General features: G+C 41.3%; 24 protein-coding genes. 16 read left to right on the forward strand and 8 right to left on the reverse strand.

The genetic code is table 11. The annotated features are described in order from the left end of the window. Window positions 1-65 precede the first annotated feature (65 nt). The 3 genes from pgl to ACM0OW_RS05050 all read left to right on the forward strand — a co-directional run bounded on the left by pgl (window position 66) and on the right by ACM0OW_RS05050 (window position 3,035). Window positions 66-788 (forward strand): 6-phosphogluconolactonase, encoded by a 723-nt coding sequence (gene pgl / locus ACM0OW_RS05040; protein ID WP_414548949.1) that lies wholly within the window; start codon window positions 66-68, stop codon window positions 786-788. Window positions 789-1,023: 235 nt separating this feature from the next. Further along, the gene (locus ACM0OW_RS05045; RefSeq protein ID WP_414548950.1) at window positions 1,024-1,956 is read left to right on the forward strand and encodes an FHA domain-containing protein; all 933 of its coding nucleotides are present in this window, start codon (window positions 1,024-1,026) and stop codon (window positions 1,954-1,956) included. A gap of 335 nt (window positions 1,957-2,291) precedes the next feature. Then, window positions 2,292-3,035: a M50 family metallopeptidase gene (locus ACM0OW_RS05050; protein WP_414548951.1), complete on the forward strand. Its 744-nt coding sequence runs from the start codon at window positions 2,292-2,294 to the stop codon at window positions 3,033-3,035. Window positions 3,036-3,155: 120 nt separating this feature from the next. Here ACM0OW_RS05050 and ACM0OW_RS05055 read toward each other — a convergent pair whose 3' ends face one another. Together ACM0OW_RS05055 and ACM0OW_RS05060 are read right to left on the reverse strand one after the other, a co-directional pair. Beyond that, window positions 3,156-3,710 carry a hypothetical protein gene (locus ACM0OW_RS05055; protein ID WP_414548952.1) on the reverse strand — a complete coding sequence of 185 codons (555 nt, stop codon included), beginning with the start codon at window positions 3,708-3,710 and terminating at the stop codon, window positions 3,156-3,158. A gap of 110 nt (window positions 3,711-3,820) precedes the next feature. Beyond that, entirely contained in the window at window positions 3,821-4,846 is a 1,026-nt protein-coding gene (locus ACM0OW_RS05060) for a 2-hydroxyacid dehydrogenase (protein WP_414548953.1), read from the reverse strand. Window positions 4,847-5,067: 221 nt separating this feature from the next. Between ACM0OW_RS05060 and ACM0OW_RS05065 the strand changes: the two genes are divergently transcribed. The 5 genes from ACM0OW_RS05065 (at window position 5,068) to ACM0OW_RS05085 (ending at window position 10,469) form a co-directional block, all read left to right on the forward strand. Continuing rightward, window positions 5,068-6,828: a protein kinase domain-containing protein gene (locus ACM0OW_RS05065; protein WP_414548954.1), complete on the forward strand. Its 1,761-nt coding sequence runs from the start codon at window positions 5,068-5,070 to the stop codon at window positions 6,826-6,828. Between the two features lie 421 nt (window positions 6,829-7,249). After that, entirely contained in the window at window positions 7,250-7,813 is a 564-nt protein-coding gene (locus ACM0OW_RS05070) for a pentapeptide repeat-containing protein (RefSeq protein ID WP_414548955.1), read from the forward strand. A 331-nt stretch (window positions 7,814-8,144) separates the two neighbouring features. Next, window positions 8,145-9,320, forward strand: a complete 1,176-nt coding sequence (locus ACM0OW_RS05075) for a M20 family metallopeptidase (protein ID WP_414548956.1) — start codon at window positions 8,145-8,147, stop codon at window positions 9,318-9,320. Between the two features lie 172 nt (window positions 9,321-9,492). Next, the gene (locus ACM0OW_RS05080; RefSeq protein ID WP_414548957.1) at window positions 9,493-9,801 is read left to right on the forward strand and encodes a hypothetical protein; all 309 of its coding nucleotides are present in this window, start codon (window positions 9,493-9,495) and stop codon (window positions 9,799-9,801) included. Window positions 9,802-9,833: 32 nt separating this feature from the next. Beyond that, complete coding sequence (locus tag ACM0OW_RS05085; RefSeq protein ID WP_414549180.1) at window positions 9,834-10,469, forward strand: RNA-guided endonuclease TnpB family protein; 636 nt, start codon at window positions 9,834-9,836, stop codon at window positions 10,467-10,469. Window positions 10,470-10,510: 41 nt separating this feature from the next. Here ACM0OW_RS05085 and ACM0OW_RS05090 read toward each other — a convergent pair whose 3' ends face one another. Beyond that, window positions 10,511-11,566 carry a hemerythrin domain-containing protein gene (locus ACM0OW_RS05090; protein WP_414548958.1) on the reverse strand — a complete coding sequence of 352 codons (1,056 nt, stop codon included), beginning with the start codon at window positions 11,564-11,566 and terminating at the stop codon, window positions 10,511-10,513. A gap of 437 nt (window positions 11,567-12,003) precedes the next feature. Here ACM0OW_RS05090 and ACM0OW_RS05095 point away from each other — a divergent pair, with 437 nt between their 5' ends. Further along, window positions 12,004-12,552, forward strand: coding sequence for a DUF2231 domain-containing protein (locus ACM0OW_RS05095; protein WP_414548959.1), 549 nt, complete (start codon window positions 12,004-12,006; stop codon window positions 12,550-12,552). 87 nt (window positions 12,553-12,639) lie between these two features. Then, window positions 12,640-12,867: a DUF167 domain-containing protein gene (locus ACM0OW_RS05100; protein WP_414548960.1), complete on the forward strand. Its 228-nt coding sequence runs from the start codon at window positions 12,640-12,642 to the stop codon at window positions 12,865-12,867. A gap of 57 nt (window positions 12,868-12,924) precedes the next feature. Here ACM0OW_RS05100 and ACM0OW_RS05105 read toward each other — a convergent pair whose 3' ends face one another. Continuing rightward, window positions 12,925-13,551, reverse strand: coding sequence for a glutathione S-transferase family protein (locus tag ACM0OW_RS05105; protein WP_414548961.1), 627 nt, complete (start codon window positions 13,549-13,551; stop codon window positions 12,925-12,927). A 212-nt stretch (window positions 13,552-13,763) separates the two neighbouring features. On the opposite strand from ACM0OW_RS05105, the gene ACM0OW_RS05110 reads away from it, so the two are divergent. The 4 genes from ACM0OW_RS05110 (at window position 13,764) to ACM0OW_RS05125 (ending at window position 16,677) form a co-directional block, all read left to right on the forward strand. Continuing rightward, window positions 13,764-14,477, forward strand: coding sequence for an SOS response-associated peptidase (locus ACM0OW_RS05110; protein ID WP_414548962.1), 714 nt, complete (start codon window positions 13,764-13,766; stop codon window positions 14,475-14,477). 16 nt (window positions 14,478-14,493) lie between these two features. Next, window positions 14,494-15,015, forward strand: coding sequence for a photosystem I assembly protein Ycf3 (locus tag ACM0OW_RS05115; protein WP_414548963.1), 522 nt, complete (start codon window positions 14,494-14,496; stop codon window positions 15,013-15,015). A gap of 298 nt (window positions 15,016-15,313) precedes the next feature. Continuing rightward, window positions 15,314-15,607, forward strand: coding sequence for an Asp-tRNA(Asn)/Glu-tRNA(Gln) amidotransferase subunit GatC (gene gatC, locus ACM0OW_RS05120; protein ID WP_414548964.1), 294 nt, complete (start codon window positions 15,314-15,316; stop codon window positions 15,605-15,607). Window positions 15,608-15,708: 101 nt separating this feature from the next. After that, window positions 15,709-16,677, forward strand: a complete 969-nt coding sequence (locus tag ACM0OW_RS05125; RefSeq protein WP_414548965.1) for a glutathione S-transferase family protein — start codon at window positions 15,709-15,711, stop codon at window positions 16,675-16,677. Window positions 16,678-16,820: 143 nt separating this feature from the next. Here the strand turns inward: ACM0OW_RS05125 and aroA are convergent, their stop codons facing one another. Next, entirely contained in the window at window positions 16,821-18,173 is a 1,353-nt protein-coding gene (gene aroA / locus ACM0OW_RS05130; protein WP_414548966.1) for a 3-phosphoshikimate 1-carboxyvinyltransferase, read from the reverse strand. A gap of 526 nt (window positions 18,174-18,699) precedes the next feature. Between aroA and ACM0OW_RS05135 the strand changes: the two genes are divergently transcribed. Next, on the forward strand, window positions 18,700-19,212 hold the full coding sequence (locus ACM0OW_RS05135) for a hypothetical protein (protein ID WP_414548967.1): 513 nt from the start codon (window positions 18,700-18,702) through the stop codon (window positions 19,210-19,212). Window positions 19,213-19,287: 75 nt separating this feature from the next. Here the strand turns inward: ACM0OW_RS05135 and ACM0OW_RS05140 are convergent, their stop codons facing one another. Continuing rightward, window positions 19,288-19,869 (reverse strand): thioredoxin family protein, encoded by a 582-nt coding sequence (locus ACM0OW_RS05140; RefSeq protein WP_414548968.1) that lies wholly within the window; start codon window positions 19,867-19,869, stop codon window positions 19,288-19,290. A gap of 149 nt (window positions 19,870-20,018) precedes the next feature. Continuing rightward, window positions 20,019-20,234, reverse strand: a complete 216-nt coding sequence (locus ACM0OW_RS05145) for a chlorophyll a/b-binding protein (protein WP_414548969.1) — start codon at window positions 20,232-20,234, stop codon at window positions 20,019-20,021. A gap of 245 nt (window positions 20,235-20,479) precedes the next feature. Here ACM0OW_RS05145 and thyX point away from each other — a divergent pair, with 245 nt between their 5' ends. Then, window positions 20,480-21,202 (forward strand): FAD-dependent thymidylate synthase, encoded by a 723-nt coding sequence (gene thyX, locus ACM0OW_RS05150; RefSeq protein WP_414548970.1) that lies wholly within the window; start codon window positions 20,480-20,482, stop codon window positions 21,200-21,202. Window positions 21,203-21,263: 61 nt separating this feature from the next. Here thyX and treY read toward each other — a convergent pair whose 3' ends face one another. After that, window positions 21,264-24,110 (reverse strand): malto-oligosyltrehalose synthase, encoded by a 2,847-nt coding sequence (treY, locus tag ACM0OW_RS05155; protein ID WP_414548971.1) that lies wholly within the window; start codon window positions 24,108-24,110, stop codon window positions 21,264-21,266. Window positions 24,111-24,144: the final 34 nt, after the last annotated feature.

Raw genomic sequence — 24,144 nt, forward strand, 5'->3', positions numbered from 1 at the left:
AAAACGAGGAATAGTCATAAGTTCGGTATGGTATTGCTGGAAGTCGGTAATATGATCATGAAACCATGAATAAAAAGGTGGAAGTTCTCCCAGATATTTCAGTGCTAGTTGAGCGATCGCTAGATTTAATTTTGTCCAAGGTGTCAACAGCGATTGCACAACGGGGACAGTTTACTATTGCCTTAGCTGGTGGTAGTACACCTAAGCCATTGTACGAAGCGATCGCTAAACAAAAACTACCTTGGGATAAAGTTCATATCTTTTGGGGAGATGAACGTTATGTACCACCAGATCATCCCGATAGCAATGAACTGATGGCTCGGCGTGCTTGGTTAAATCACGTTGATATCCCAGCCAGTAACATTCACTCTGTACCAACTTTAGACGGAGATCCAGCCGTATCAGCCGCCAAGCACGAACAGCATCTACGAGAATTTTTTAATTCTGCTCCCGATGAGTTTCCGGCGTTGGATGTAGTATTGCTAGGAATGGGTGATGATGCACATACCGCATCTTTGTTTCCTCACACCGCAGCTTTAAAAGTGCAAGATCGACTGATTACTGTGGGTAACAAAGATGGCAACCCTCGCATAACCTTCACTTACCCATTTATCAATGCTGCTCGCAGTGTTATTTTTGTGGTTGCTGGTGCTAATAAACGACCAGCTTTAGCTCAAGTCTTCGCGCCTGTGGCAGATGACTTCACTTATCCATCCCGCTTGATTCAACCCCAAGGCGAACTTTGGTGGTTACTGGATGCAGCAGCAGGTTCGGAACTCTCAGCTTAACTTTCCTCTTTGGAGTAATTGTTACAATCAGAAGCTAGAGTTGTCCCCTGAGCAAAATTCTGATCTGCGGGCGATTTCAGCTTGTTCCTAACCGTTGCTCACGCAATCGCCCAGAACTAGCTCCATTTCGTAGCAACTTTTCTTTGTGGCGCTTTCTCACAGCAGAAGTGTCTACAGAGTTTTCTTTTGCTTGCCAATATTATTTTACGATGATCTTGAACAAAGGCTTAAATTGATGATCGTCTGTCCTAATTGCAATCACCCCAATCCAGACGGCGCTGTGCAGTGTGAAGCTTGTTATACGCCGTTACCTACCACTAGTAACTGCCCCAACTGCGGCGCAACTGTCCAGGCAGATGCTGCTTTTTGCGGTCAATGTGGTTATAATCTCCACTCCAATGCCGCACCGGCTGCGGCCACATCTGTAGCCACAGTTGCTCCTGACATCCCAGTGGAAGTACCACAGTTAGTTGAACCAGATCCTCTGTTAGAACTTTTACAACCAAATGCTTTGGGAATTAACCCCGTTCCCAACGTTAATGAGTCGGCTGCTTCAGTCCTACCCCCTACAGCAATGTCAGTGACACCAGTAGAAGCGCCAGCAGCAGAAATTCCCCCTCCGGCACCAGAACCGACACCAGAGCCAGAACCAGTGGTTATGGAAGCACCAGCACCCGAACCAGAACCAGTGGCTATGGAAGCACCAGCACCCGAACCAGTGGCTATGGAAGCACCCGAACCAGAACCAGTGGCTATGGAAGCACCCGAACCCGAACCCGAACCAGTGGCTGTGGAAGCACCAACACCGGCACCATCTGCTTCCATGACGCAATTGCAGCAGGTAACAGCCAGCTTGTTCCACGTTCAAAGCGATCGCGAAATTGAATTACCTCAAAGTCTGTCTGTAATTCACATCGGCAAACCCAATGACCGGATTCCCCCAGATGTGGATGTTTCCGGATTTTCCAATTCAGAGATTGTCTCACGGATACACGCAGATATTCGGGTTGAGGGAGATTTTCACTACGTAGAAGATGTGGGTAGTTCTAATGGCACTTACATTAATAACTCGCCGTTATTACCAGGAAATCGACACCGCCTCCGACCCGGCGATCGCATCAGTCTAGGTAAGGGAGATTTAGTAACATTTATCTTTCAACTTGCTTAACTGATAGGGTGAGGGACATAAATATTGTTCCTTTGAGCATGAATAAATTTAGTTGCTCAGAACCCCTTTGCTAGGGGAGTTCCAAATCCCCCTGCTCCCTGCTCCTTCATCCATCCTCCAGCAGCCTCTATCATCTATCTTGGAGGATGAACAAATGATCCACATCAGACCGGCGAGGGATAACTAGATCGTTCTTTGTAGCGCTTTCGTCCATCGTCTTTATATCAGGGTGCAAACGGCTGTATTACCTAGCATTTGTACTACTTCCATAAGTACACTAGGATAGATGAAAGTACACTCCAGATTTGGAGTCATTACGTTCAGGAATGTAACCGATGAGGGAACCAGGAAAAGATTTTCAACCACGGCTGACTACAGAAGCTCCGCCAGCAGTTGAACGTATGGGGCTAATTTGGCTAATTACAGCAGCGATCGCCACTATTGTGCTGTGGCAAATCCGAGGTGGCGAATATATTTTATACCCTTTTAGTATCTTGGCAACTTGGTTCCATGAAATGGGTCACGGCTTGATGGCTCTACTGTTGGGGGGACGATTCCATCAATTACAAATTTTTAGTAATGGTTCTGGCGTTGCCAGTTATAGTATTTCACAAATTTTATGGCCAATTGGCCCAGCTTTAGTCGCTGCCGCCGGTCCAATGGGGCCACCTCTGGCTGGTGCAGGTTTGATTCTGGCTTCCCGGAGTTTTCCCGTAACTTCCCTGAGTTTAAAAATTTTGGGTGGTGTTTTATTACTTTCAGCTTTACTTTGGGTTCGTTCCTGGTTTGGATTGTTGGCAATTCCCATACTGGGTATAATTATTTTTGGTTTTGCCCTCAAAGCTCCTCGGTGGATGCAGGAGTTTGCCATTCAATTTCTAGGTGTACAAGCCTGTGTAAGTACTTACCACCAACTGAATTATTTATTTAGCTACAATGCTGGACCTTTAGGACTGTCTGATACTGGGCAAATGCAAAAGTATTTACTTTTACCTTACTGGTTTTGGGGTGGGTTGATGGCGATCGCATCTCTGGTAATTTTAGCCCAAAGCCTCCGCATCGCCTATCGTGCCGATTAGTGGGTAAAAAACATCATAAAAAAGCTATTGATTCCTTAACTCAGAGAATTACTGAACACCAAGAAAAGATTAGACTGGAATCAATCAGATAAAGATTTTCCTGACTACATGACTAATCATCTAATGCTGATGTTTTGACGCTTCCTCAACCTCGTGCATAGCCCTTTTAATAGCGGGAGTCCATTCGACGTGCTGCTGACCTTCTCTCGAAGCTTCTTCCTTGGTTTGTTCAGCTTCTTGTTTCTCCTCGTCACTAAGTCGATCCCAAACTGCTTTCGGCAAATAGCGCTTAGTGACTTCGCCTTCACGAGCGCGATCTCCTTCTGCTTCCGTTTGCCAGTCTTGGTCAGACCATTGTTCTAGTGATTCCGCCGCTTCGTCTTTTTCAGCCTGCTTGTAGCCGCCACCATGTTTTTCATATTCCCTTACCAGCAGCTGACTTTTGCGGGCAGACCACTGACCAGGCTTACCCCCTTTATCGGAGTTTTTAATTTCTTCCTTGAGTTGACTACGTAGGTCAGGATCAGTATATTTATCTTCGTAATCATTCTTAGCCATATAATTTTCTTCCCTTAAATACCGTTTAAGAACTTTGTCACCAAGTCCTACGGTTGCCTTTTGATCAGGATGAAATGTTGATGATATTAATATTATGCGCTGAATAAAAAATTGCACTCCTACTGTAGATTGAAAAAGTTTTTCATACTAAAAAGCGCCCTACTTTTGGAAGAGCCGCTTTTATTGTAGATTTGGTGTTAATTCGTTTTGCTAGATTAAACTTGAAGTTATCTAACCAGTGCCTTCTCTGCAACTTCTGGCTTATAAATAAGCTCATTGGGACAAGAACGACCCTGTTCAATATCGGCAATATTAGCAAAAGTTGTTTCGGCAATATTGTAGAGAGCTTCCTCTGTAAAAAAGGCTTGATGTCCAGTGATTAATACATTGGGGAATGTTGTCAAGCGTTGAAAAATATCATCCTGAATGATTTCGGCAGACAAATCCTCAAAGAATAAATCTGATTCTTGTTCGTAGACATCCACACCCAAAAATCCTATTTTGCCTGACTTCAAACCTTCAATGACAGCTTGAGTATCAATCAACGCGCCTCGACTGGTGTTAATTAACATCACTCTCTGCTTCATTTGGGCTATAGATTCAGCATTGATCAAGTGATGAGTTTCAGGCATCAGAGGGCAATGTAAAGAAATAATATCAGAGTTAGCAAATAACTCAGGCAACTCTACATACTTTCCGCCCAGTTTCTCTAGTTCGGCATTGCGATAGACATCATAAGCGAGTATATTGCAGCCAAAACCCTTCATAATCTGTCCCAAAATCAGACCAATTTTACCAGTGCCAATAATCCCGACTGTGCGACCATTCAAGTTAAATCCTAACAGTCCTGTGAGAGAAAAATTACCTTCACGGACGCGATTATAAGCACGAGGAATTTTGCGATTGAGGCTCAAAATCAATCCTACAGCGTGTTCTGCTACTCCATAGGGTGAATAGGCAGGAACACGGACAACTTTTATCCCCAAGTTGGCTGCGGCTTGTAAGTCCACATTGTTAAATCCTGCACACCGGAGAACAATTAAGCGAGTTCCCCCCGAAGCCAGAATTTTTAAAGTTGGCGCATCAACCAAATCATGCACAAATACGCAAACAGCCGGAAATCCAGCAGCTAAGATGGCGGTATTCTGACTTAAACGGGGTTCAAAAAAAACCAACTCATGTTGGGCGGGAGAATTTGCAGCCTCTAAAAACTGTCGATCATAGGCCTTGGTACTGAAAACTGCTATTTTCATTTGAAATCTCAGGCTGTATGCTGCATATTTTTCCAATTTATAATAGCTTGCAGATTAGAAAGGCGATCGCATCTGCTATTCCTGTCAGTCATAGACTTTAACCTGACTTTCGGTAATGTCATAGCTAAAGCAAAACTTTAGAATTTAGCGAAAAATTTCCACTTCAAGCCGCAAACGCCAGTGTAAAGGTTAAAATCAATTCAGCCTTTGTATTGTAGGGAATGTGTCCACACATCACTAAGAGTGCGGTTCACTGCATAAATCCTGATTGTCAACGTCCTTATCCTCAACCTTGGGGAAACAAGTTTTGTAACAGCTGTGGCGCATTGCTACAGTTGTTAGATCGTTATGTCCCTCTCCAACCCTTGGGTTCGGGAGGATTTGCCCAAATTTACACGGTTTGGGATGAAAAAACCCAAACAGAGAAAGTACTGAAAGTTTTGGTGGAACACTCACCAAAAGCCCTGGAATTGTTTAGACAAGAGGCAGAGGTTCTAATTAAGTTACACCATCCGGGTGTTCCGAGAGTGGAAGCTGACGGTTATTTTCAAATAAATTTGCCCACTCCTAAACCGCGTCCACTAGCTTGTCTGGTGATGGAAAAAATTAACGGTCAGACCTTGGAGGAAATACTAGAAAATTATCCTCAAGGATGTCCAGAGAATTTGGTGTTAATTTGGTTTTCTCAGACTGTCAAGATTTTAGAGGAATTACATAAACGCCAGATTATTCACCGGGACATCAAACCGTCTAATTTAATGTTGCGAACGCCCTCAACCACTGTACCCCTGACTCCAGGGGAAAACAAAGTGGAACTGGTGTTGATTGATTTTGGTGGAGTCAAACAATTTAACACCTCTAAAATGCGTCGAGAGTCTAGTTCAACTAGGTTATATTCTTCAGGTTACAGTCCCCCAGAACAGATAACTGGTAGTAATGTGGGGACTGCGGCTGATTTTTATGCCCTCGGTCGGACGATGATTGAATTACTGACGGGTAAATATCCACCACAGTTAGAAGATCCTCAAACAGGGGCTTTGCAGTGGCGAAATCAGGTAAACGTTAACCCGAAACTAGCAGATTTATTAGATGAAATGATACTGGAAGACGTGCGATCGCGTCCAGAAAATGCGGCAATTATTCAGAAACGCTTGACTAAGATTATCCGCACATCTTCGCACCCTGGTTTATTTGACCAAATAAAAGACTCTGTTCAACAAGCCACAACCCAGGTTTCGCGTAAATTTACCCTATTAATCCAAGCTATTGAGCAAGCATTCAGCAACCTTACCAAAGCTATAGGTAAAACAGTGCTGTTTATAGCTAAAGCAATGCTCAAAATCTTACAAGCTTGTTTAGCGACAATTTGGGCAATGCTAATAACTAGTTTTGGGGCTAGTATAGGTACAATGTTCGGTTTTGTTGTAGCTTATAGGACAGTATTAGGTGAGCAAGTTTCCGAATATATTTTTAGTCAGCTACCCGAATTAGTGAATAATACCCAAGCGGCGATGGCCACAGAAATTATTGTATTCTTCGGCGCAGGCTTAGGAACTGCATGGGGAATCACAATATCGGGATGTTTTGGTCAACGACGACGGTTTTTAGTCGCATCGCTCATGGGTATGGTCAGCTATGGGTTTAGCTGGTTAGTTTTGCAATTAACCACAACCAGAGATAGCGGCGAAGGACTATTAGCAGTAATTTTAGTCGCAGTTTTTCTATTCACCTTGAGTATAGGTTTTCGCAGCCATCACATAGTTCATGCTGTAGTTGCGGCATTTGGGACGGCTATTATTTTCGCAATGTTAATTATTTTTGACTTTCCAACGACCGTTTTTCAATTTTCTGGACAGCCCCTCTGGTCGGCTTTATCCCTACCCATAGCCTTTTTTACTTTAGTGAGTCTCTTGATGAGCTTTTGGTTAGGGGTGAGTTATTACCTGATTGTTCCTGGGTTGCGCTTATTAGGGTGGCGTTAGGGACTGACAATTAAAAAAATCTTCCATTGCTGAGGTAGGCAGGGGAGCAGGGGAGCAGGGAGCAGGGGACAGGGGGGATAAAGAACAAGGATGGTCTGATGAAATGGGGCAATTTATTTTCTGGAAATCCGTTAAAACAGGTGTTTGCCCATGCCTAATACAAGATACCCCTAGCTTTTTTACCTTTAGCTAGGGGTATCACATATGTGGTAGTCTATAAATGGTTCAGTATAGTTGGCTTACAAAAATTATTGTAAACCCTAAATCTGGTTTTGTGTAGTCCTATAACTAGAATTTATAAGTTTTTTATAGTTTCTTCACCACTACTTCATATTCGTGATTTGCCGAAAAATTCGGCTATGTTTAAGTGTGGTATTAATTATTGCATAACTTTTCATCCCTGTTAATCACCGTAAAAAGTATGAAGCTCAAGATTGTAGCTAGTGTCGCCCTGTTAGTTTGTATGGGTTTGACAGACCAAGCCTTTGCCGTGAACCAGCAACACTTAGAACAATTGAAGACAGCAGGTTCTTGTCCTAGATGCGATTTGAGTGGTGCTGATTTAACTCAAATGAATCTGGGGAAGGCAAATTTGCGAGATGCTAACTTGAAGGGTGCGAATTTAACTCAAGTGAATCTCGCTAATGCAGACCTAACATCTGCCAACTTAGAAGATGCGGTTCTGGATTTTGCCAACTTAACAGGGGCTTCTTTGACAGCCGCAAATTTGAAATCAGCGTCATTGGCAAATGCTAACTTGTCTTTTGCTGGTTTGATTAGCGCCAATTTAGAAGCAGCTAACTTTCAGGGAGCCAATTTACAGTTTACTAATTTCCGGGGGGCGCACTACCGGCTCACAACTCTGCCTAGTGGTGTTGTCACTTCTGATAAGCCTTATGACTGGTCTTTAGAACGTGCAACGGACAGACAATGCAATAAATTCAAAACTGCAAATGTTCCAGGTACAACTTGCTCTAGCAATTGAAGTTCTCACCGCTAATTACATCAGTTTTCATGTATTTGAACCACATCTGCCGTAGAGGCGCAAGGCCTTGCGCCCCTACCGTGTGGTTTTATCTGGAAACATAGCACTACGCATACACGTTAGGACATTGTTGATTGCTGAAAGTCTTGATGTAGGGGCGTGTATGGCTACGCTACGCAAGCTATGACAGTATCGGCTCAATTACTAATAATAATTTTAATAAACCCGCCCCTACTTGATTTCTACTCAGTACTCAGGTGTAGAACAAGAGCATTTTGTTTTTCAACACTTCTTTATCATGGGAACAAAGCCTGTCAGATAAAATAGAGTAATGCTAACCAATATTAAAGACTTAGCCACAAAATTAGCGCCCCGCTTAATTGAAATTCGCCGCCATATCCACTCGCACCCAGAACTAAGCGGTCAGGAATACCAAACATCTGCCTTTGTGTCTGGTGTGTTGTCTTCTAGTGGTTTACACGTGCAAGAGGGGATTGGTAAAACTGGGGTAATTGCAGAATTGCCAAATAATGCTAAAGATGAGCGTGTATTAGCAATTCGTACTGATATGGATGCTTTGCCGATTCAAGAACGGACAAAGTTAGAATATGCTTCTCGGACAGAAGGTGTGATGCACGCCTGCGGCCACGATGTTCACACCACCGTTGGCTTAGGAACAGCAATGGTACTGTCCCAAATGGCGGAGGAATTGGGCGGGAAAGTCCGATTTTTATTTCAACCAGCTGAGGAAATTGCTCAAGGCGCAAGCTGGATGGTAAATGATGGGGCTATGGAAAATGTCTCAGCTATATTAGGAGTTCATGTTTTCCCTTCCATACCAGCCGGATCTATTGGTATCCGTTACGGCGCATTGACGGCTGCTGCTGACGATTTGGAGATTATCATTACCGGAGAATCGGGACATGGGGCGCGTCCTCATGAAGCGATTGATGCCATTTGGATTGCTTCACAAGTGATTACTTCATTGCAACAGGCTATTAGCCGTACACAGAATCCTTTGCGTCCTGTGGTGTTGAGTATAGGGAAGATTACTGGTGGTCGAGCGCCGAATGTGATTGCTGATCATGTACAGTTGTTGGGAACAGTGCGATCGCTTCATCCCGAAACCAGAACTCAACTTCCCAACTGGATTGAAAATATTGTCGCTAATGTCTGCCATGCTTTCGGGGCGCGTTATCAAGTGAATTATCGCCAAGGTGTACCGAGTGTGCAGAATGATTATGCTATCACCCAATTGTTGCAATCATCGGCGGAAGAAGCTTGGAGTAGCGATCGCGTCCAAGTCTTACCTGAACCTTCTCTAGGCGCTGAAGACTTTTCTGTTTATTTAGAACACGCCCCTGGTTCCATGTTTCGCTTAGGTGTCGGCTACAAAGACAGAATTATTAATCACCCATTACACCATCCTGAATTTGAAGTTGATGAATCTGCCATTATCACCGGGGTTGTGACTATGGCTTACGCCGCTTATAAATACTGCCAATAATACAGTAAATGCAACTTATCCTGGTAGGGTTTACCCAATTTCTGGGAGTCTTTGCTGGGATTAAATTATTTCATGGTATAGCGGATCGCCAAGGAGGTTAGGACATTATGGATTACTCAAAGCCTTAAGACTATTTTCATATATTATGTTCATGAGTGATTAGGTCGAAGTCATGGAACAAGTATTGACGCTAGTTTGCCAGCTCAACCCCTCCCAGAAACAGGTAGAGGAAATCGAACTGGTACTAAAGGCTTTTGCTGATGCGTGTAACTACGCCAATCAGAAAGTTAAACCTCAAATAACCAGCAAGACCACTATTCAAAATATGGTCTATAACGAGATTCGTGTTTTATTTGGGTTAAGTGCAAATTTAGCTGTTCGTGCTTGCGCCAGGGTTGGGGCTATACGGCGAAGCCGCGCCTTTGGCGAACGCAAAACTGCCAAACAAAAAGACAAGCCAGTTAAAACGATATTGCTGTAACTAGCAATGGAGAAAAGTGGGATGGAAAGCAAATCAACGATGTTAGGGACAAGTTTTCTAGAGTCAGGACTTCTCTCCAAAAGAAAGCTACGAAAGGCACAAGGTCTACTCGCCGCAGGGCAAGGCAGATATTGAAACGGTTGTCGGGCAAGGAAAGAAAATTTCAACAATGGCTAAACCACAACATTAGCAAGTCAATAGTTCAGTCCGCATTAAAAAATCATGCCATAGTGGCAATTGAAGATTTAACAGGTATTCGTGAAAGAACTAATCAAAAGCCAAGAAACAAAACAGAACGTAGACGTTCTAATTCTTGGTCTTTTTATCAATTGCGTTCTTTTTTGGAATACAAAGGCATCCAATTTGGAGTAGAAATAATTGCTGTGACTCCAGCTTGGACAAGTCAAACTTGTCATCAATGCCTACATATTGGACTGCGTTCTGACAAACGCTTCAAATGCACTAATGAAACTTGTTTTTGGAGTGGGGATGCTGATTTTAATGGGGCAAAAAATATTGCTGCTATTGGGGTGAATCTTGTAAACTCGCCCAGAGGTTTGCGCTACGCGCACGCTACGCGAACGAACTGTTTGTGTTGTGACCTCAGCACAGACAGTTCAGGGCTACTAAAAGCCCACACTGTAACCGATTCGGGTCAGTGTGGGTAGTTTACAAGCTTTATTTATAATTGGCAGATAATATCAAATTACTAAACATTTGCTCCTGTCTTAGTACCTCCCAATTTGGCTTGAATTCTGCTCTTAGCGGCTTTAAATTGTGTCGCCATTTGCTCAGTTTGTTCAGAACTACAATTGTTACGAATAGCAGCAAACATTGTGCTTTCTTCTTGACGAATATGATCGCCGACAAGATCCATCAAATTTCTGATTCTGTCCTTAAATTCAGGTGCAGAGGGATTCATACCACGGATTTCTTCTAACCACCGTTTCATTTGGGCTTGTTCGTCATACAGTTCTTGGGTGTCGCTCTCACCGTAAAAAGAACGTACTCTGGGGTAAACGATTTCCTCTTCAGCTTCAGCATGAGCTGTTAAATCTTTGTAGATTTGACCAAAATACTCTTGAATCTTTTGTGGATCATTACTTTGTAGTAATTCGGTAAATAGAATATTCACCTTATTGTGATCCATACGAATCACATCCTGAATATTCATATCCTTTTTGTCACTAGTTTGGGTGACAGCGCTACCGACTGCACCACTAACAGCAGCGATCGCATCTTGAACTCGTCCCCAAATCCCCTGGTCTGCATCTTGTCCAGTCAGTTCACGCACACCCAGAACTTCTAGAATCCCTTTGAGTTGCTCTTGGTGAGCGCGGTTTTCAAAGTTAACAGTATTTAAAGGACCAATTGCCGCCATTACGTCAGCACCGACTTTTTGAGCAGCCTTATGAATTGTCATACCAGACATTACTTGTTGATGCTTTAACAATTCATGCTGAAATACTTTTTCATAGAAACTCAATTCAGAGCCTTGCATCAACTGACGGATTTTCTGGCACATTTCTTGAACCATGTTTTTTGGTTCTTTTTGGATACCATACTGAACCATGACCGTTTCTAGAACGCCTTGATTTTTTTGGTCATCTTCTAACATCTTGCGGATGCGATCAGAAATTTCTCCATCAGTTGATTCTCTTAAAAAAAGTTGCTCGTTTTCAATGAACAACTGTTGAATTAATTTCATATCTGCCAATTTCATGGCAATAGCATTTCGTTTTGTATCATCTAATGTGGATACCATGCTCAGTTCTCCTCTAAAAAGTGTTCGGATCATTACTCCCTTTCAGATTGACATAGAATTTAGGTATATCCATCTTTCTTTTGAATGATAGATGACGTAACTCCAGGTAGAATATTTAAATATTTACTACGAATAATTTAATGCTTCTACTTTGCGAAATATAACTGTATAAATTGGACTACATCGCCAGGTAGATAAATTTTTGATGTTATTTTTATAAATTGACTCAAGGATAATTTAGTAATAGTTTAAGTAATAGTGTCTGGCAATCATCAATTGTGAGTCCCAGCATTAAATTAAGCTACAGAATTAATTTTGATGTTTCAATGCTTTTCAAACATCTTCTCAGCCAACAACAATATAAGTAGGTACATTAATATTGCAAATTGCAGCTGATTTTCACAAATTTCTTTGAGTTGAAAATAGGAGACTAAATCATGGAAACTACCGGAACAGAAGCCAATTCTACACCGTTCCCAAATATCCCACCAATTATTGAAAGTGACGACAGAGAATATCAGGATAGTGGCGTACCCAGCACAGTGGCGATCGCCGGACATCCTCTACACCCGCTAACCATAATATTTCCCATCGCCTTTTTAGCTGCTGCGTTGGGAAGCGACTTCGGCTATTGGTTAACGCATGATTTTTTCTGGGCTAGAGCGTCCCTATGGTTAATTGGATTGGGGCTTCTAGGAGGTATAATCGCTGCAATTACAGGGATGAGCGACTTTTTGAGAATTGAACGTGTTCGCAAGCGCACAGCTGGTTGGACGCATTTAATTCTCAATGTGGCAATTTTAGTCCTGACAGCCCTGAATTTGATTTTACGTTTTGGAGATCCTGAATCACGAATATTACCTTGGGGATTCTTGCTCTCCCTGGTTGTGGGGACGCTAACTAGCATCACTGGCTGGTTTGGGGCTGAACTTTCTTATCGGCACAAAATTGGTGTAGTAGGGGCTGGTAGCAGAAGGTATCCTTAAAATTAGCTGTAAAAATCAGGCTCAGATTTGATTGAGTAGGGGCGCAAGGCCTTGCGCCCCTATCGCGTTGTCTATTTACCTCTGGATATGCAAAAAAGAGTTAAAGTTAAACCTAATTCCAAACAGCAGAAAATTGAAGAACATACTGATGGTAGTTTGACAGTCAGGTTAAAGTCTCCACCAGTAGATGGGAAAGCGAATGAAGAATTAATTAAACTACTAGCTGAAAAATTTGATGTCCCCAAATCTCATATCAGAATTAAATCTGGTCTATCTTCTCGGCAAAAGCTGATTGAAATTGACACAGATATTTAATTTTTTTAATTATATATGTAATATAGAAACCATTTTCAGGCCAAGACACACAACCATTTATTCAGCAAAATTTTTCTCTTGTGTAATCCTGATATATCTAGGCTGAGATTTGACTCGTTCTATCCAAGCTTGGATGGCGGGGAATTTTGTTAAATCAAATCCACCTTCATCAGCTACATGAGTATAAGCAAACAAGGCAATATCAGCAATTGTGTAACGTTCACTGACAAAAAATTTATGGGTCATTAAATGATTTTCCATTATCTTTAGTGCTGCATAACCAGGTTCACGTTTCTGCTCTATAGCTGGGCGATATTCCTCAGCTTTACCTAAAATAGAGATCCAAAATCTTGATTTAGCAATAAATGGTTCATGGCTATATTGTTCAAAAAATAACCATTGCAATACTTGCGCTCGTAAAAAACGATCATAAGGCAAAAATTCTGTGCCTTCACTCAAATATACTAATATGGCATTTGATTCTGCCAAATATTTGTCAGTATTAACTTCCAAAACTGGGATTTTACCGTTGGTATTCTTACTTAAAAACTCTGGAGTGTGAGTCTCACCTTTCAAAATGTTAATATCTATTCTTTCAAAGGGCATACCTATTTGTGTCAATAATAGTCGAATCTTATAACTGTTACCTGATGGTAAGAAATCATACAATTTTAGTGTTTCCATGTCAAAAAATATAATGAATGTCGAAGTTAGTGAGGGGCTAAAATACAATATATTACAAACTAAACTTAGAAAAACAGGATGTTTTTTATTTATTTTAAGTATATGCGTATGAAACAAAAAAATCGAAAAAATCAAAAATAATAGAAACAATAGTAATTATTAATTTCTTGTATTTAAAATGGTGGTTTTATTCAGTATGAGGAAATAAGAGTATGTGTGGAAGATTTACTTTAAAGCAGTCATCAGCAGCGATCGCTAATTTGTTTTGTGTAGAGAATATTCCAGATTTAGCTGCTCAATATAACATTGCACCTACGCAAAGGGTAGCAACCGTCCTACATAATCCGGAAACTGACAAGCATGAATTTCAGCAGTTACGTTGGGGGTTGATACCCTCATGGGCGAAAGATCCAAAAATTGGGGTGAAGCTAATCAATGCGAGAGCCGAAACAGTGGCGGAAAAACCAGCTTTTCGTTCAGCATTCAAGCAGCGACGCTGTTTAGTGCTAGCTGATGGTTTTTATGAGTGGAAACGGCAAAATGGTAAAAAACAGCCCTTTTATTTTCATCTTTGTGATGGACAGCCCTTTGGTTTTGCGGGGTTGTGGGAAAGATGGCGACCCCCACAGGACAAGCCTGACTATGAGGAAATCATATCTTGTACAATTTTAACAACGGCAGCTAATGAATTAGTCCAACCAATTCATCATCGGATGCCTGTGATTGTGTCTCCACAAGATTACGATTTGTGGTTAAATCCCCAAATGTCAACACCAGAGCAACTAGAGCAGCTATTGTGTCCATATCCCGATCAAGCAATGGCTAGCTATCCAGTTAGTAGCTTGGTGAACAACTCTCGACAGAATAGTTCAAAATGTATCATCCCTCTGGGTGAGGAAAATTCACTTCCTGAGAATATCTTTTAAAACCATAGAAGCAAATATGCCAAGAACCCAAAAGAACGATAATTTTGTTGACAAATCCTTTACAGTCATGGCGGATCTGATCCTGAAACTTCTACCAGCTAACAAAAAAGCTAAAGAAGCATTTGTGTATTACCGCGATGGGATGTCAGCACAAGCAGAAGGTGAATACGCTGAAGCCTTAGACTATTACGAAGAAGCCCTCACACTAGAGGAAGACACGAACGATCGCAGTTATATTCACTATAATATGGGGCTAATCTATGCCAGTAATGGGGATCACGATACAGCTTTAAAAATGTATCACCAAGCGATTGAATTAAACCCACGTTTACCCCAAGCTTTGAATAACATTGCGGTGATTTACCATTATCAAGGCGAAAAGGCTAAAGAAGCCGGGGATAATGACGCTGGTGAAGCCCTATTTGATCAAGCCGCAGATTATTGGATTAGAGCTATTCGTATGGCTCCCAATAACTACATTGAGGCTCAAAACTGGCTGAAAACCACTGGACGTATGCAAATTGACATATTCTTTTAATATAAGAAAGAACCCCACCCCCAGCCCCTCCGGTGCAAGCGAGGCTATGGTGTACACACAAGTCCAAAAACCTTTCATTTGGTAGGGTGCGTTATCGACTTTAGTCCTAACGCACCGAAATTTAGGATGGTGCGTTGCGCTACGCGACAACACACCCTACAAAAAGAGATTTGGGGTAATTCAATCATTTGTGTGTACACGGTAGCCGCAAGCGAGGAGGGGAGCAAGAGGTAGATTTGGCGGGGTGTATTTTTCTTGAGAATTAACCCGCGGAAAGAAAATTAAGGATTGAGGAACTATGATTGATCGCGAACAAGTTCACAAAGTAGCTCTTTTGGCTCGTTTAGAATTGACTTCAGAAGAAGAGGAGCAATTTACTACCCAACTAGGAAATATTCTGGATTATATCGAACAGTTGAATGAGGTAGATGTCAGTGATGTGCTGCCGACAACACGGGCAATTGATGTGAGTAATGTGACTCGAAAAGATGATTTACAACCATATCCTGAGCGAGAAGCCATCCTGAATAGTGCGCCGGAGCAAGAAGGCGAATTTTTCAAAGTACCAAAAATTATGAATACCAGTGATTAGGGAGGGTTGAATCAGTGAACAGTTAGCAAGTAGATTCAGCCAAAAATTTCTATCCCATGATGTCTCTTAACTGATAACTGATAACTGAAAAGGAGAAATATATGGGTTTGGGAATTCTCAAGGATGGTAAATGGATCTCAAGACGGGATCAAGAAGATTCACAAGGTAAATTTATTCGCCCATCAACAACTTACCGTGATCAAATTACAGCAGATGGCTCTAGTGGTTTTAAGGCTGAACCGGGGCGCTATCATTTATATATTTCCTGGGCTTGTCCTTGGGCTTGTCGGACGGCAATTATCCGCCAATTGAAAGGGTTAGAAGATGTCATTGGGCTATCGGTAGTTGGGGCAGAAATTGATCAAAACAGTTGGGAATTTACTGATGAACCTGGGGCGATTCCTGATTCTGTAAATGGTACTCAATATCTTTGGCAACTTTATCTCAAAGCTGATCCTAATTACAGTGGACGGGTAACAGTGCCAGTATTATGGGATAAGCAAAAGGGGACAATTGTCAATAATGAATCCCGCGAAATTATCCGAATGTTTGATACGCAATTCGATGATTTTGGTCAACAAGATGTCAACTTTTATCCCGAAAATTTACAAAAAATAATTGATGAAACGATAGATGCTATTTATCAACCGATAAATAATGGCGTATATCGGGCAGGATTTGCTACTTCTCAATCAGCTTATAATGAGGGGGTGACAGATTTATTTGCAGCCCTTGATGACTGGGAGAAGATATTAGGAAAACAGCGCTATCTCTGCGGGGATCAAGTGACTGAAGCGGACTGGTGTATGTTCACTACTTTGTTGCGGTTTGATGCAGTTTATTATGTGCATTTTAAATGCAACTTACGCCGGATGGTTGAGTATCCCAATTTGTGGAATTATCTCAAGGAACTCTATCAATTACCGGGTGTGAAGGAAACTTGTAATTTTGACCATATTAAACGGCATTATTACAGGAGTCATCCGAATGTTAACCCGACCCGGATTGTGCCGAAAGGCCCAGTGATTGATTTTGATGCTCCTCATAATCGGGATCAAGTGGGTATATAAAAGATCCCCGACTTCTTGAAGAAGTCGGGGATCTGAGTCTCTCGGTGTAAATCATATAGGATTGCTAGATGATTTATTTTATGTTCTTCTGTGGTTGAAAATTTTCCGGTGCGTTGCGCTACGCGACAACACACCCTACTCAATTAGGAAGGAAGCACTTTTTTGAGTGTGGCGGTGAAGTCGGGGTAGGAAATTGCGGCGGCTTCTGCGCGGTGAATGGTGGTGATTCCAGTGGAAACTAAAGATGCGATCGCTAGACTCATAGCAATGCGATGATCTGTATAACTATCGACATCAGTACCTACTAAGGGAGTACCGCCAGTAATTTCCATACCGTCGGGTAATTCACTGACTTTTGCGCCCATTTTGTTGAGTTGCTGCGCCATTACGGTAATGCGATCGCTTTCTTTCACTCGCAATTCTTCTGCATCCCGAATAACCGTTGTACCTTCGGCAAATACTGCCGCTACGGCTAAAATGGGAATCTCATCAATCATTCTAGGAATAATATCTCCCGCAATGGTACAGCTTTTTAACCGACTAGAACGCACTCTGATATCTGCTACTGGTTCCCCAGCTACTTCGCGCTGATTTTCCAGTTGAATATCAGCCCCCATGAGTTCTAAAGCTTCTAATATTCCGGTACGGGTGGGATTAACACCAACATTTTCCACTACCAATTCTGAACCGGGGACAATTGCGCCAGCGACTAACCAAAAAGCGGCTGAACTGATATCTCCTGGAACAATCACTTTTTGTCCCCGCAGTTGCGCCGGTCCAATGACGGTAACGCTATTGGTGTCTGGGTCAATAGTAAGTTCTGCACCAAAAGCCCGTAACATCCGTTCGCTGTGGTCACGAGACAGGGCGGGTTCGGTGACGGTGGTTTTTCCGGTTGTTAATAAACCCGCTAGTAATATACAGGATTTAACTTGGGCGGAAGCGATGGGGGAATGGTAATGAGTTGGTTTGAGGGATTGTCCTTGAATTGCTAAGGGTGCTAAGGAATTACCCTTACGTCCCCAAATTTCTGCGCCCATTTGTTGCAAAGGCTTCACTACACGGGACATGGGACGCGATCGCAAAGAACTATCCCCTGTGACTGTAAAAAACCGCCCTGGATGAGAAGCCAACAGCCCTAACATCAGTCTGAGTGTAGTGCCAGAGTTACCAGCATTCAAGACATCCACTGGTTCTTGCAGTTGTCCCAAACCAATACCTTGAACTGTGACTAATTCGGTGTTCAGTTCCGAAATTTGCGCCCCCATCGCTTGAAAACAGCTTGCAGTGCTGCGGGGATCTTCGCCTAAAAGCAGCCCTTGAATTTGCGTTTCCCCTTGAGCGATCGCGCCTAACATTAAAGCCCGATGGGATATAGATTTATCACCAGGGACACGGATAGAACCCTGTAAAGACAGCCCAGCCGAGGGTCGCTCGATAATTAACTTTTGAGAAAGGTCTGTTTGAGTTTCTACAGTGATGACAGTAGCCGACATGAGTTTACACTTCTTGGATACACCGGAAGTTCATCAGCGACTAAGTTTGCCACGACTGGACACTTCCTGCCTAGTATCCTATCGCTTTTTGTTCGCGGAAATTTCCCAAAATCTACCCAATAGATGATGAATCTTCATTTCTTACTTTTTTGACAGGCAAAAATCACTCTCAAGGGTCTTGTGTTTCTTGCCACTGTTACCTGACAATTTTCCCAAAAAAGTTTTATTTATAGCACCAGAGAAAGTGTTGGAATTTATAATCTTTTATTTATTTTTAGGTTGATTTATTTGGCTTACCAAATCAGCATCATCAGTTAATATGAAGGATGTTTGACTATTTACCAAAGAGGCAGAGGGCAAGGGGACAGGGGAGAAGAGGAATGGTTGTTAAGTAACCCGAAGTTTAAAGTAATTTCTTACTCGCCCTTGCTCCCTGCTCCCCTGCTTCTTTTGACTTGCTGCTCCTGACTGTTAAAGATACTGGTGTTAATTTCACGTTCAATAGCTTTTAGCCCCTATCGCTCCCATGCTGACTCATCACCGCAAGCCCGTATGTTTATCACTGATTTCCACTGACCTACCATTCTGGTCTGTTGTGGAGACGGCGGGTACACTGTATCAAAAAGATACTGACAGATTTCATTTACTGTTGACAGCACCGCCCCTGATTACCTGTGAACTGGCAAGTTCTCTGAGTTCAGAAGACATCCTTCCGGAAAATCAGAGCCACTCTCAAGTCCCCAGCAGTCCCAGAATTTTGTGGTTGGAGATTTCCCCCTACCGGGTAATTATGACTATGCAAGGTAACGGTCAAGTTAGTTATCGCCATTTCTGGGAACAAGGCGTTTATGGTGTGAGCCGTTATTGGCTACCTAGTGAGTCATTGAAACCTCATAATCCGATTCGGTTACGCAATTTCACCAAAAATCTGTCGCTGAAGGGACAACACTTACCAGAGCATTTACGGGTAGAATACGAATTATGGGCAGATAAAGTCCAGATGGGAAGCTACATACTCAATCTGGAAATTAAGCACTAACGCTGCCGCTAGGCGTTCGTCAAAAGTCAAAAGTCAAAAATAAGTTTTTGATTCTACTGGTGCTGATAAGTTGGATTAACCAAAGTAACTGGGTTCGTTCCCAGGTTTCCATTTAATATTGCAACCAATACTGGGCTTTTGTTCAATTGTAACGGGGTTATTTGCCAACACGGATGCGATCGCCGCGCGTAAATCTTCACCAGTCACGGGTTTACCATTGCTGGGACGGCTATCATCCAATTGTCCCCGATAAGCTAGTTTGCGTTCTGCATCAAATACAAAAAAATCCGGTGTACAAGCTGCTGTATAAGCTTTGGCTGTTTCCTGAGTTTCGTCATAACACAAAGGAAAGTTAAAACCCAGTTTTATGGCCATTGCTTTTAAGGAAACTGGCGCATCATCTGGATATTTTTCGGCATCATTGGTGCTAATGGCTACGATTCCTAAATCATCTGAGGAGTAATCGTTTCCTAGACGCGCTAATTCTGTTTGAATATGTTTGACAAATGGGCAATGCTGACAAATGAACATTACCAATAATGCTTTTTGATCAGCAAAAGTGTCCAGGGAAATGTTGTTTCCATATACCACTTCTGGTAGATGAAAATCTGGTGCTGGCGTGCCTAATGGCAACATTGTAGATGCAGTTAAAGACATAATTCACCCTGTTCCTTTTATCTGAAAACGGCTCTTTCTCTCGGTAACAGTAAAAATAGCATGAAATTCTCCATACAACCCAATACAATTAGAGACGGGAAAATTCCCGTCTCTACATTTGTTAAATATTAAGTTGTAAAAATTAGTTTTTATAGGCTTGCCAAAAGGCCGATGATACCGTGTCCGGTGAACACTTCTAATGCTATTAGAGAGACAAAACCAATCATTGCTAAACGACCATTCAGTAATTCGGCGTAGGGAGTGAACCCGGTGCGATCGCCTTGCTCGTCTACATAAACCTTTGGTTCTATCGCAAAGTTGTTCATTAGACCTTGGTCATCAACAATACTTGTATTGGTACGCATAAGATTTTTTTTCGTGTTTTTTGTGTATGTAAACAACTGTAACAGAGTTATTAAATTTTGTAAAGTATCTGAGACAAATTTTTTTAAATCATCTACAAATCTGGTTGGCCTCCTTCTCCCCTCTCCTTAGCAAGGAAAGGGGCTGGGGGTGAGGTTCTGTACTTTATTTTCTCCGGACTCCTGAACGAGATATTATAGTGAATCGGGTTTACAAAGACGTTTCACCAACAGGTTGCAATTTATCAATGCATCGATTCCGAGTAGAGGTTATTGCCAAAACACCAAACCCGCAGCAAGTAGTTTATGCTGCGATGCACCAAGACTATAGCGATGGCTTTGTGTATGACGAGCGCGACTCATGGCCTTCGGAGTCACAATGCGGCGAAATTATTGTCAGGCGACTTTTGGCAGGCGATCGCGGACACTATGGATGCTTAGAGCATCCCCAAATTGTTTTTAACTGTGGTTATTTTCCTCACAGTGTAATGCAGCAGGCTCGTACACATCGAGTTGGTGTATCATTTGATGTGCAATCTTTTAGGTACACTGGAAACCAATTTATTGATGTAGTAGAGGGTAAAAAAGACATAGAAGATGTATTTTACCTACGCCCTGTTGGTGATTATGCTGATAGACAAGGTAAAAAATATTTCTATTCACCAGAACAAAGAGCCGCAGATTTAGCATGGTGTCTCGAAGCAGCGAAGCGTTACAAAGCTGATTTTGAGGGGGGAATGTCTGAGGAACACGCTAGAGGTAAAGTACCTTTTGATTATCGCCAGCATTTTGTCGTCAGTTTCAATTTAAGGTCTTTTATGCACTTTTGTGACATGAGAAATAAGAAAGACGCTCAAGTGGAAATTCAACAGTTGTGTGAAATGATGTGGCCTCATTTTGCAGAATGGACACCTGCGATCGCACAATGGTATGAGAAGCAGCGTCAAGGTAAAGCCAGATTAGCACCTTAAATCGTAGTGTTTTTTAACGCAGAGGGGCGCTAAGGTCACGCAAAGGTTCGCAGAGTTTTGATTATCCCTCTTTTCCTTGGCGTTCTTGGCTTCTTGGCGGTTCGATAATCATATTCCCTTTCAACAAGGCTACAGGAAAATGTTTAAGTACATCACCAATTAACATGATTTTATCAGTGTTGACCATTTCCCCAGTAATAGTATCTTGCCAAATGGAAGGCGCATCTGGTGGTAACTGAATATATGTATCATCCCAGATTTGCTTATTTAAAGGATATTCTCCCGGTTGAATTAAGCTGGTGAAAAATCGGGGTGCAATGGTAATCATTATCTGATGATTATAAACCCTCGCAAAAGCAATGATATGATCTGCACACTTTCCTCTAGCTTCTAAAGGTAAATAGTCACCTTGTTGAAAAACGGTGATATTTTCTCTTCTCGCTTTTAAAGCTTGGGCAATGAGAAATAGTTTTATTCTACCATCTTCCTTCGTTACTAATAATTCATTTATCAATTTTAAAATATCAGTTTTGGCTTGTTTTTTAATGGCTTTAAGATGTGACTGTCGCAGTTCAAAATCAACCGGACGACGATTATCAGGGTCAACCATACTGAAATCCCAAAGTTCTGTTCCTTGATAAAAGTCGGGAACTCCAGGAGAGGTGATTTTTAATAATGTCTGAGATAATGAGTTAAAAATCCCATAGTAGGCTATCCGTTTCTGAAAAGGGATAAAATTTTGTAAAAATTCATCTTCTTTTAAAACTGCTGAAACAAACTGAGTCAAAGCATTTTCATAAGTTTCATTAGGTCGTAGCCATGCGGTGTAAACTTTAGCTTCTCTAGCAGCTTTGAGGACATAATCTTGAATGCGTTGGTAAAAGTCATTATACTCATGTTCAAAAAATGGAAATGTACCAATCAGCATTTGATAAAATTGATATTCATCATTTCTATCTGGCTTATCTAAACTTCTATTTAGCCTGGTTTTATGATGATGATTAATTTCACAAAATGCGTAAACTTGTGTTTTCCATTCTTCAGGAATTTCTGACAAAATATTTAATCTGGCGCGGATATCTTCACCTCGTTTAGTATCATGGGTAGAAGTAGCATTCATGGAGTGTAACCAATAAGTTTTTCGCTGCTGATTAAAGTTGTGAAAATCTGGAATACTCACGCCAAAGTTATCGGGATTTCCACCAACTTCGTTTAAGGAAATAAAGCGGTTATAAACGTATAAAGCTGTGTCTTCCACACCTTTAGCCATTAATGGTCCAGTATATTGCTGTAGTCGCATGACAAAATAAAGCCATTGCTGTTGATCCTCTGGTGTGAGATAATTTTCATATTCCAGTAACAGCAATTTCTCAATGAAATTTAATTCATGGTGTAGCAGGGGAAGATTGGATTTTGCTTGTTGAATTACATCTTGGATATATTCACGGTCTGCTGGTAATATACCGTCTGAATTTGTGTACGTTCGATAAATTGGGAAGAGAGTTAGGATTTCTGCGATCGCACGTTTTAAGCCATTAATGGTAAAATCATTACCGTAACGATGTTTACTTGCTATTTTCTTGAGAAAATAAGTTAAATTATCAATATCTCCGGCTAAATTTCTTTCTAAAATTAAATGCTTTTTCTCAATAGTAAGTTGTTGATAATCTGTTCTAAAACCTGTCAAATTCCAGTAAATTTGCGTAAAAGATTCTTGGTTTGCAGTTTGACAAAAACTACCATTCAGATAATTTAAGAAATCATAACCTGTAGTCCCTTGAATTGACCAATGGTGAGGTAGTTCTTCTCCTAATTCCAAAATCTTTTCGACGGTGATATATGTATCACCTACTTTTTCTTTGAGTCGCTGCAAATATTGACTTGGGTCATAAAGTCCATCAATATGGTCAATTCTTAAACCCGTAATTTGCTTGTCCTGTACTAACTTTTTAATCAAAGCATGGGTTTTTTCAAATACCTGGAAATCTTCTATATTTACAGATATTAATTCATTGACTGTAAAAAACCTTCTATAATTAATCTCTTCTGCGCCGACTTTCCAAAAAGCTAGGCGGAAAAATTGTTCTGAAAGTAAACTATCTAAAAGATTAAAGCTTTCTGGTTTACCTTGTTCACCATTAAACAGTTTGAGGTTTCCGTCAATAAATGTTTGGACTTCTGTATTATCTGTATAAAGTTCCCATAACAAGCCTTTCACAAAATCTATTTGGTCTTGTCTCTCTTTTGGTGTAGCATCAGCAGGTATATGTTTTACCATATAAAGAATACCAAGCAATCGCACAAATATAGGATTATTTTTTCCTAATATCTGAGATAATTCCCCTATATTCTGATTCAGAAATATCGCGTAAGATTCCAATTTAAGGGGAAATCTGAAATCATAATAATTCACACTTAAACCATTTTGATCATATTTGAGTTGAATTTCTCCATTTTCTAAAGATTCACCGTAAAAGTTACCAAGTAAAGGTGCTAAAATTGGCTGTTGTTTATCACTAATTTCATTGTTTATAGGGGAATTCCAAGCAATGTCAAAGTAGTTAGCATAAGTGGAGTTAATACCATTTTCTAGAACATCCATCAGATATTTATTTTGGCTATCATAAGCCATGTGGTTAGGAACAATATCTTGTAGCCAACCGATATGATGCTGTTTTAATTCTTCAACTAAAGTGGTAAATTCTTCTGGTGTTCCTAATTCTGGGTTTAATTGATTGGGGTCAACTATATCATATCCGTGGGTGCTACCTGTTCTGGCTTTAAATATTGGTGAGGCGTAAAGGTCGGATATTCCTAATTCGTTAAGATAGTTGATGATTTTTTGGGCTGAGTTAAAATTAAATTGGGTGTTGAATTGAATGCGATATGTTGCTGTTGGTATTCGCATGGGTAAATTGAGTTTGTAAGAATTAAGATTTTAC

Origin of the sequence: Anabaena sp. CCY 0017 (assembly GCF_963920885.1) — a bacterium.
GTDB lineage: Bacteria > Cyanobacteriota > Cyanobacteriia > Cyanobacteriales > Nostocaceae > Nodularia.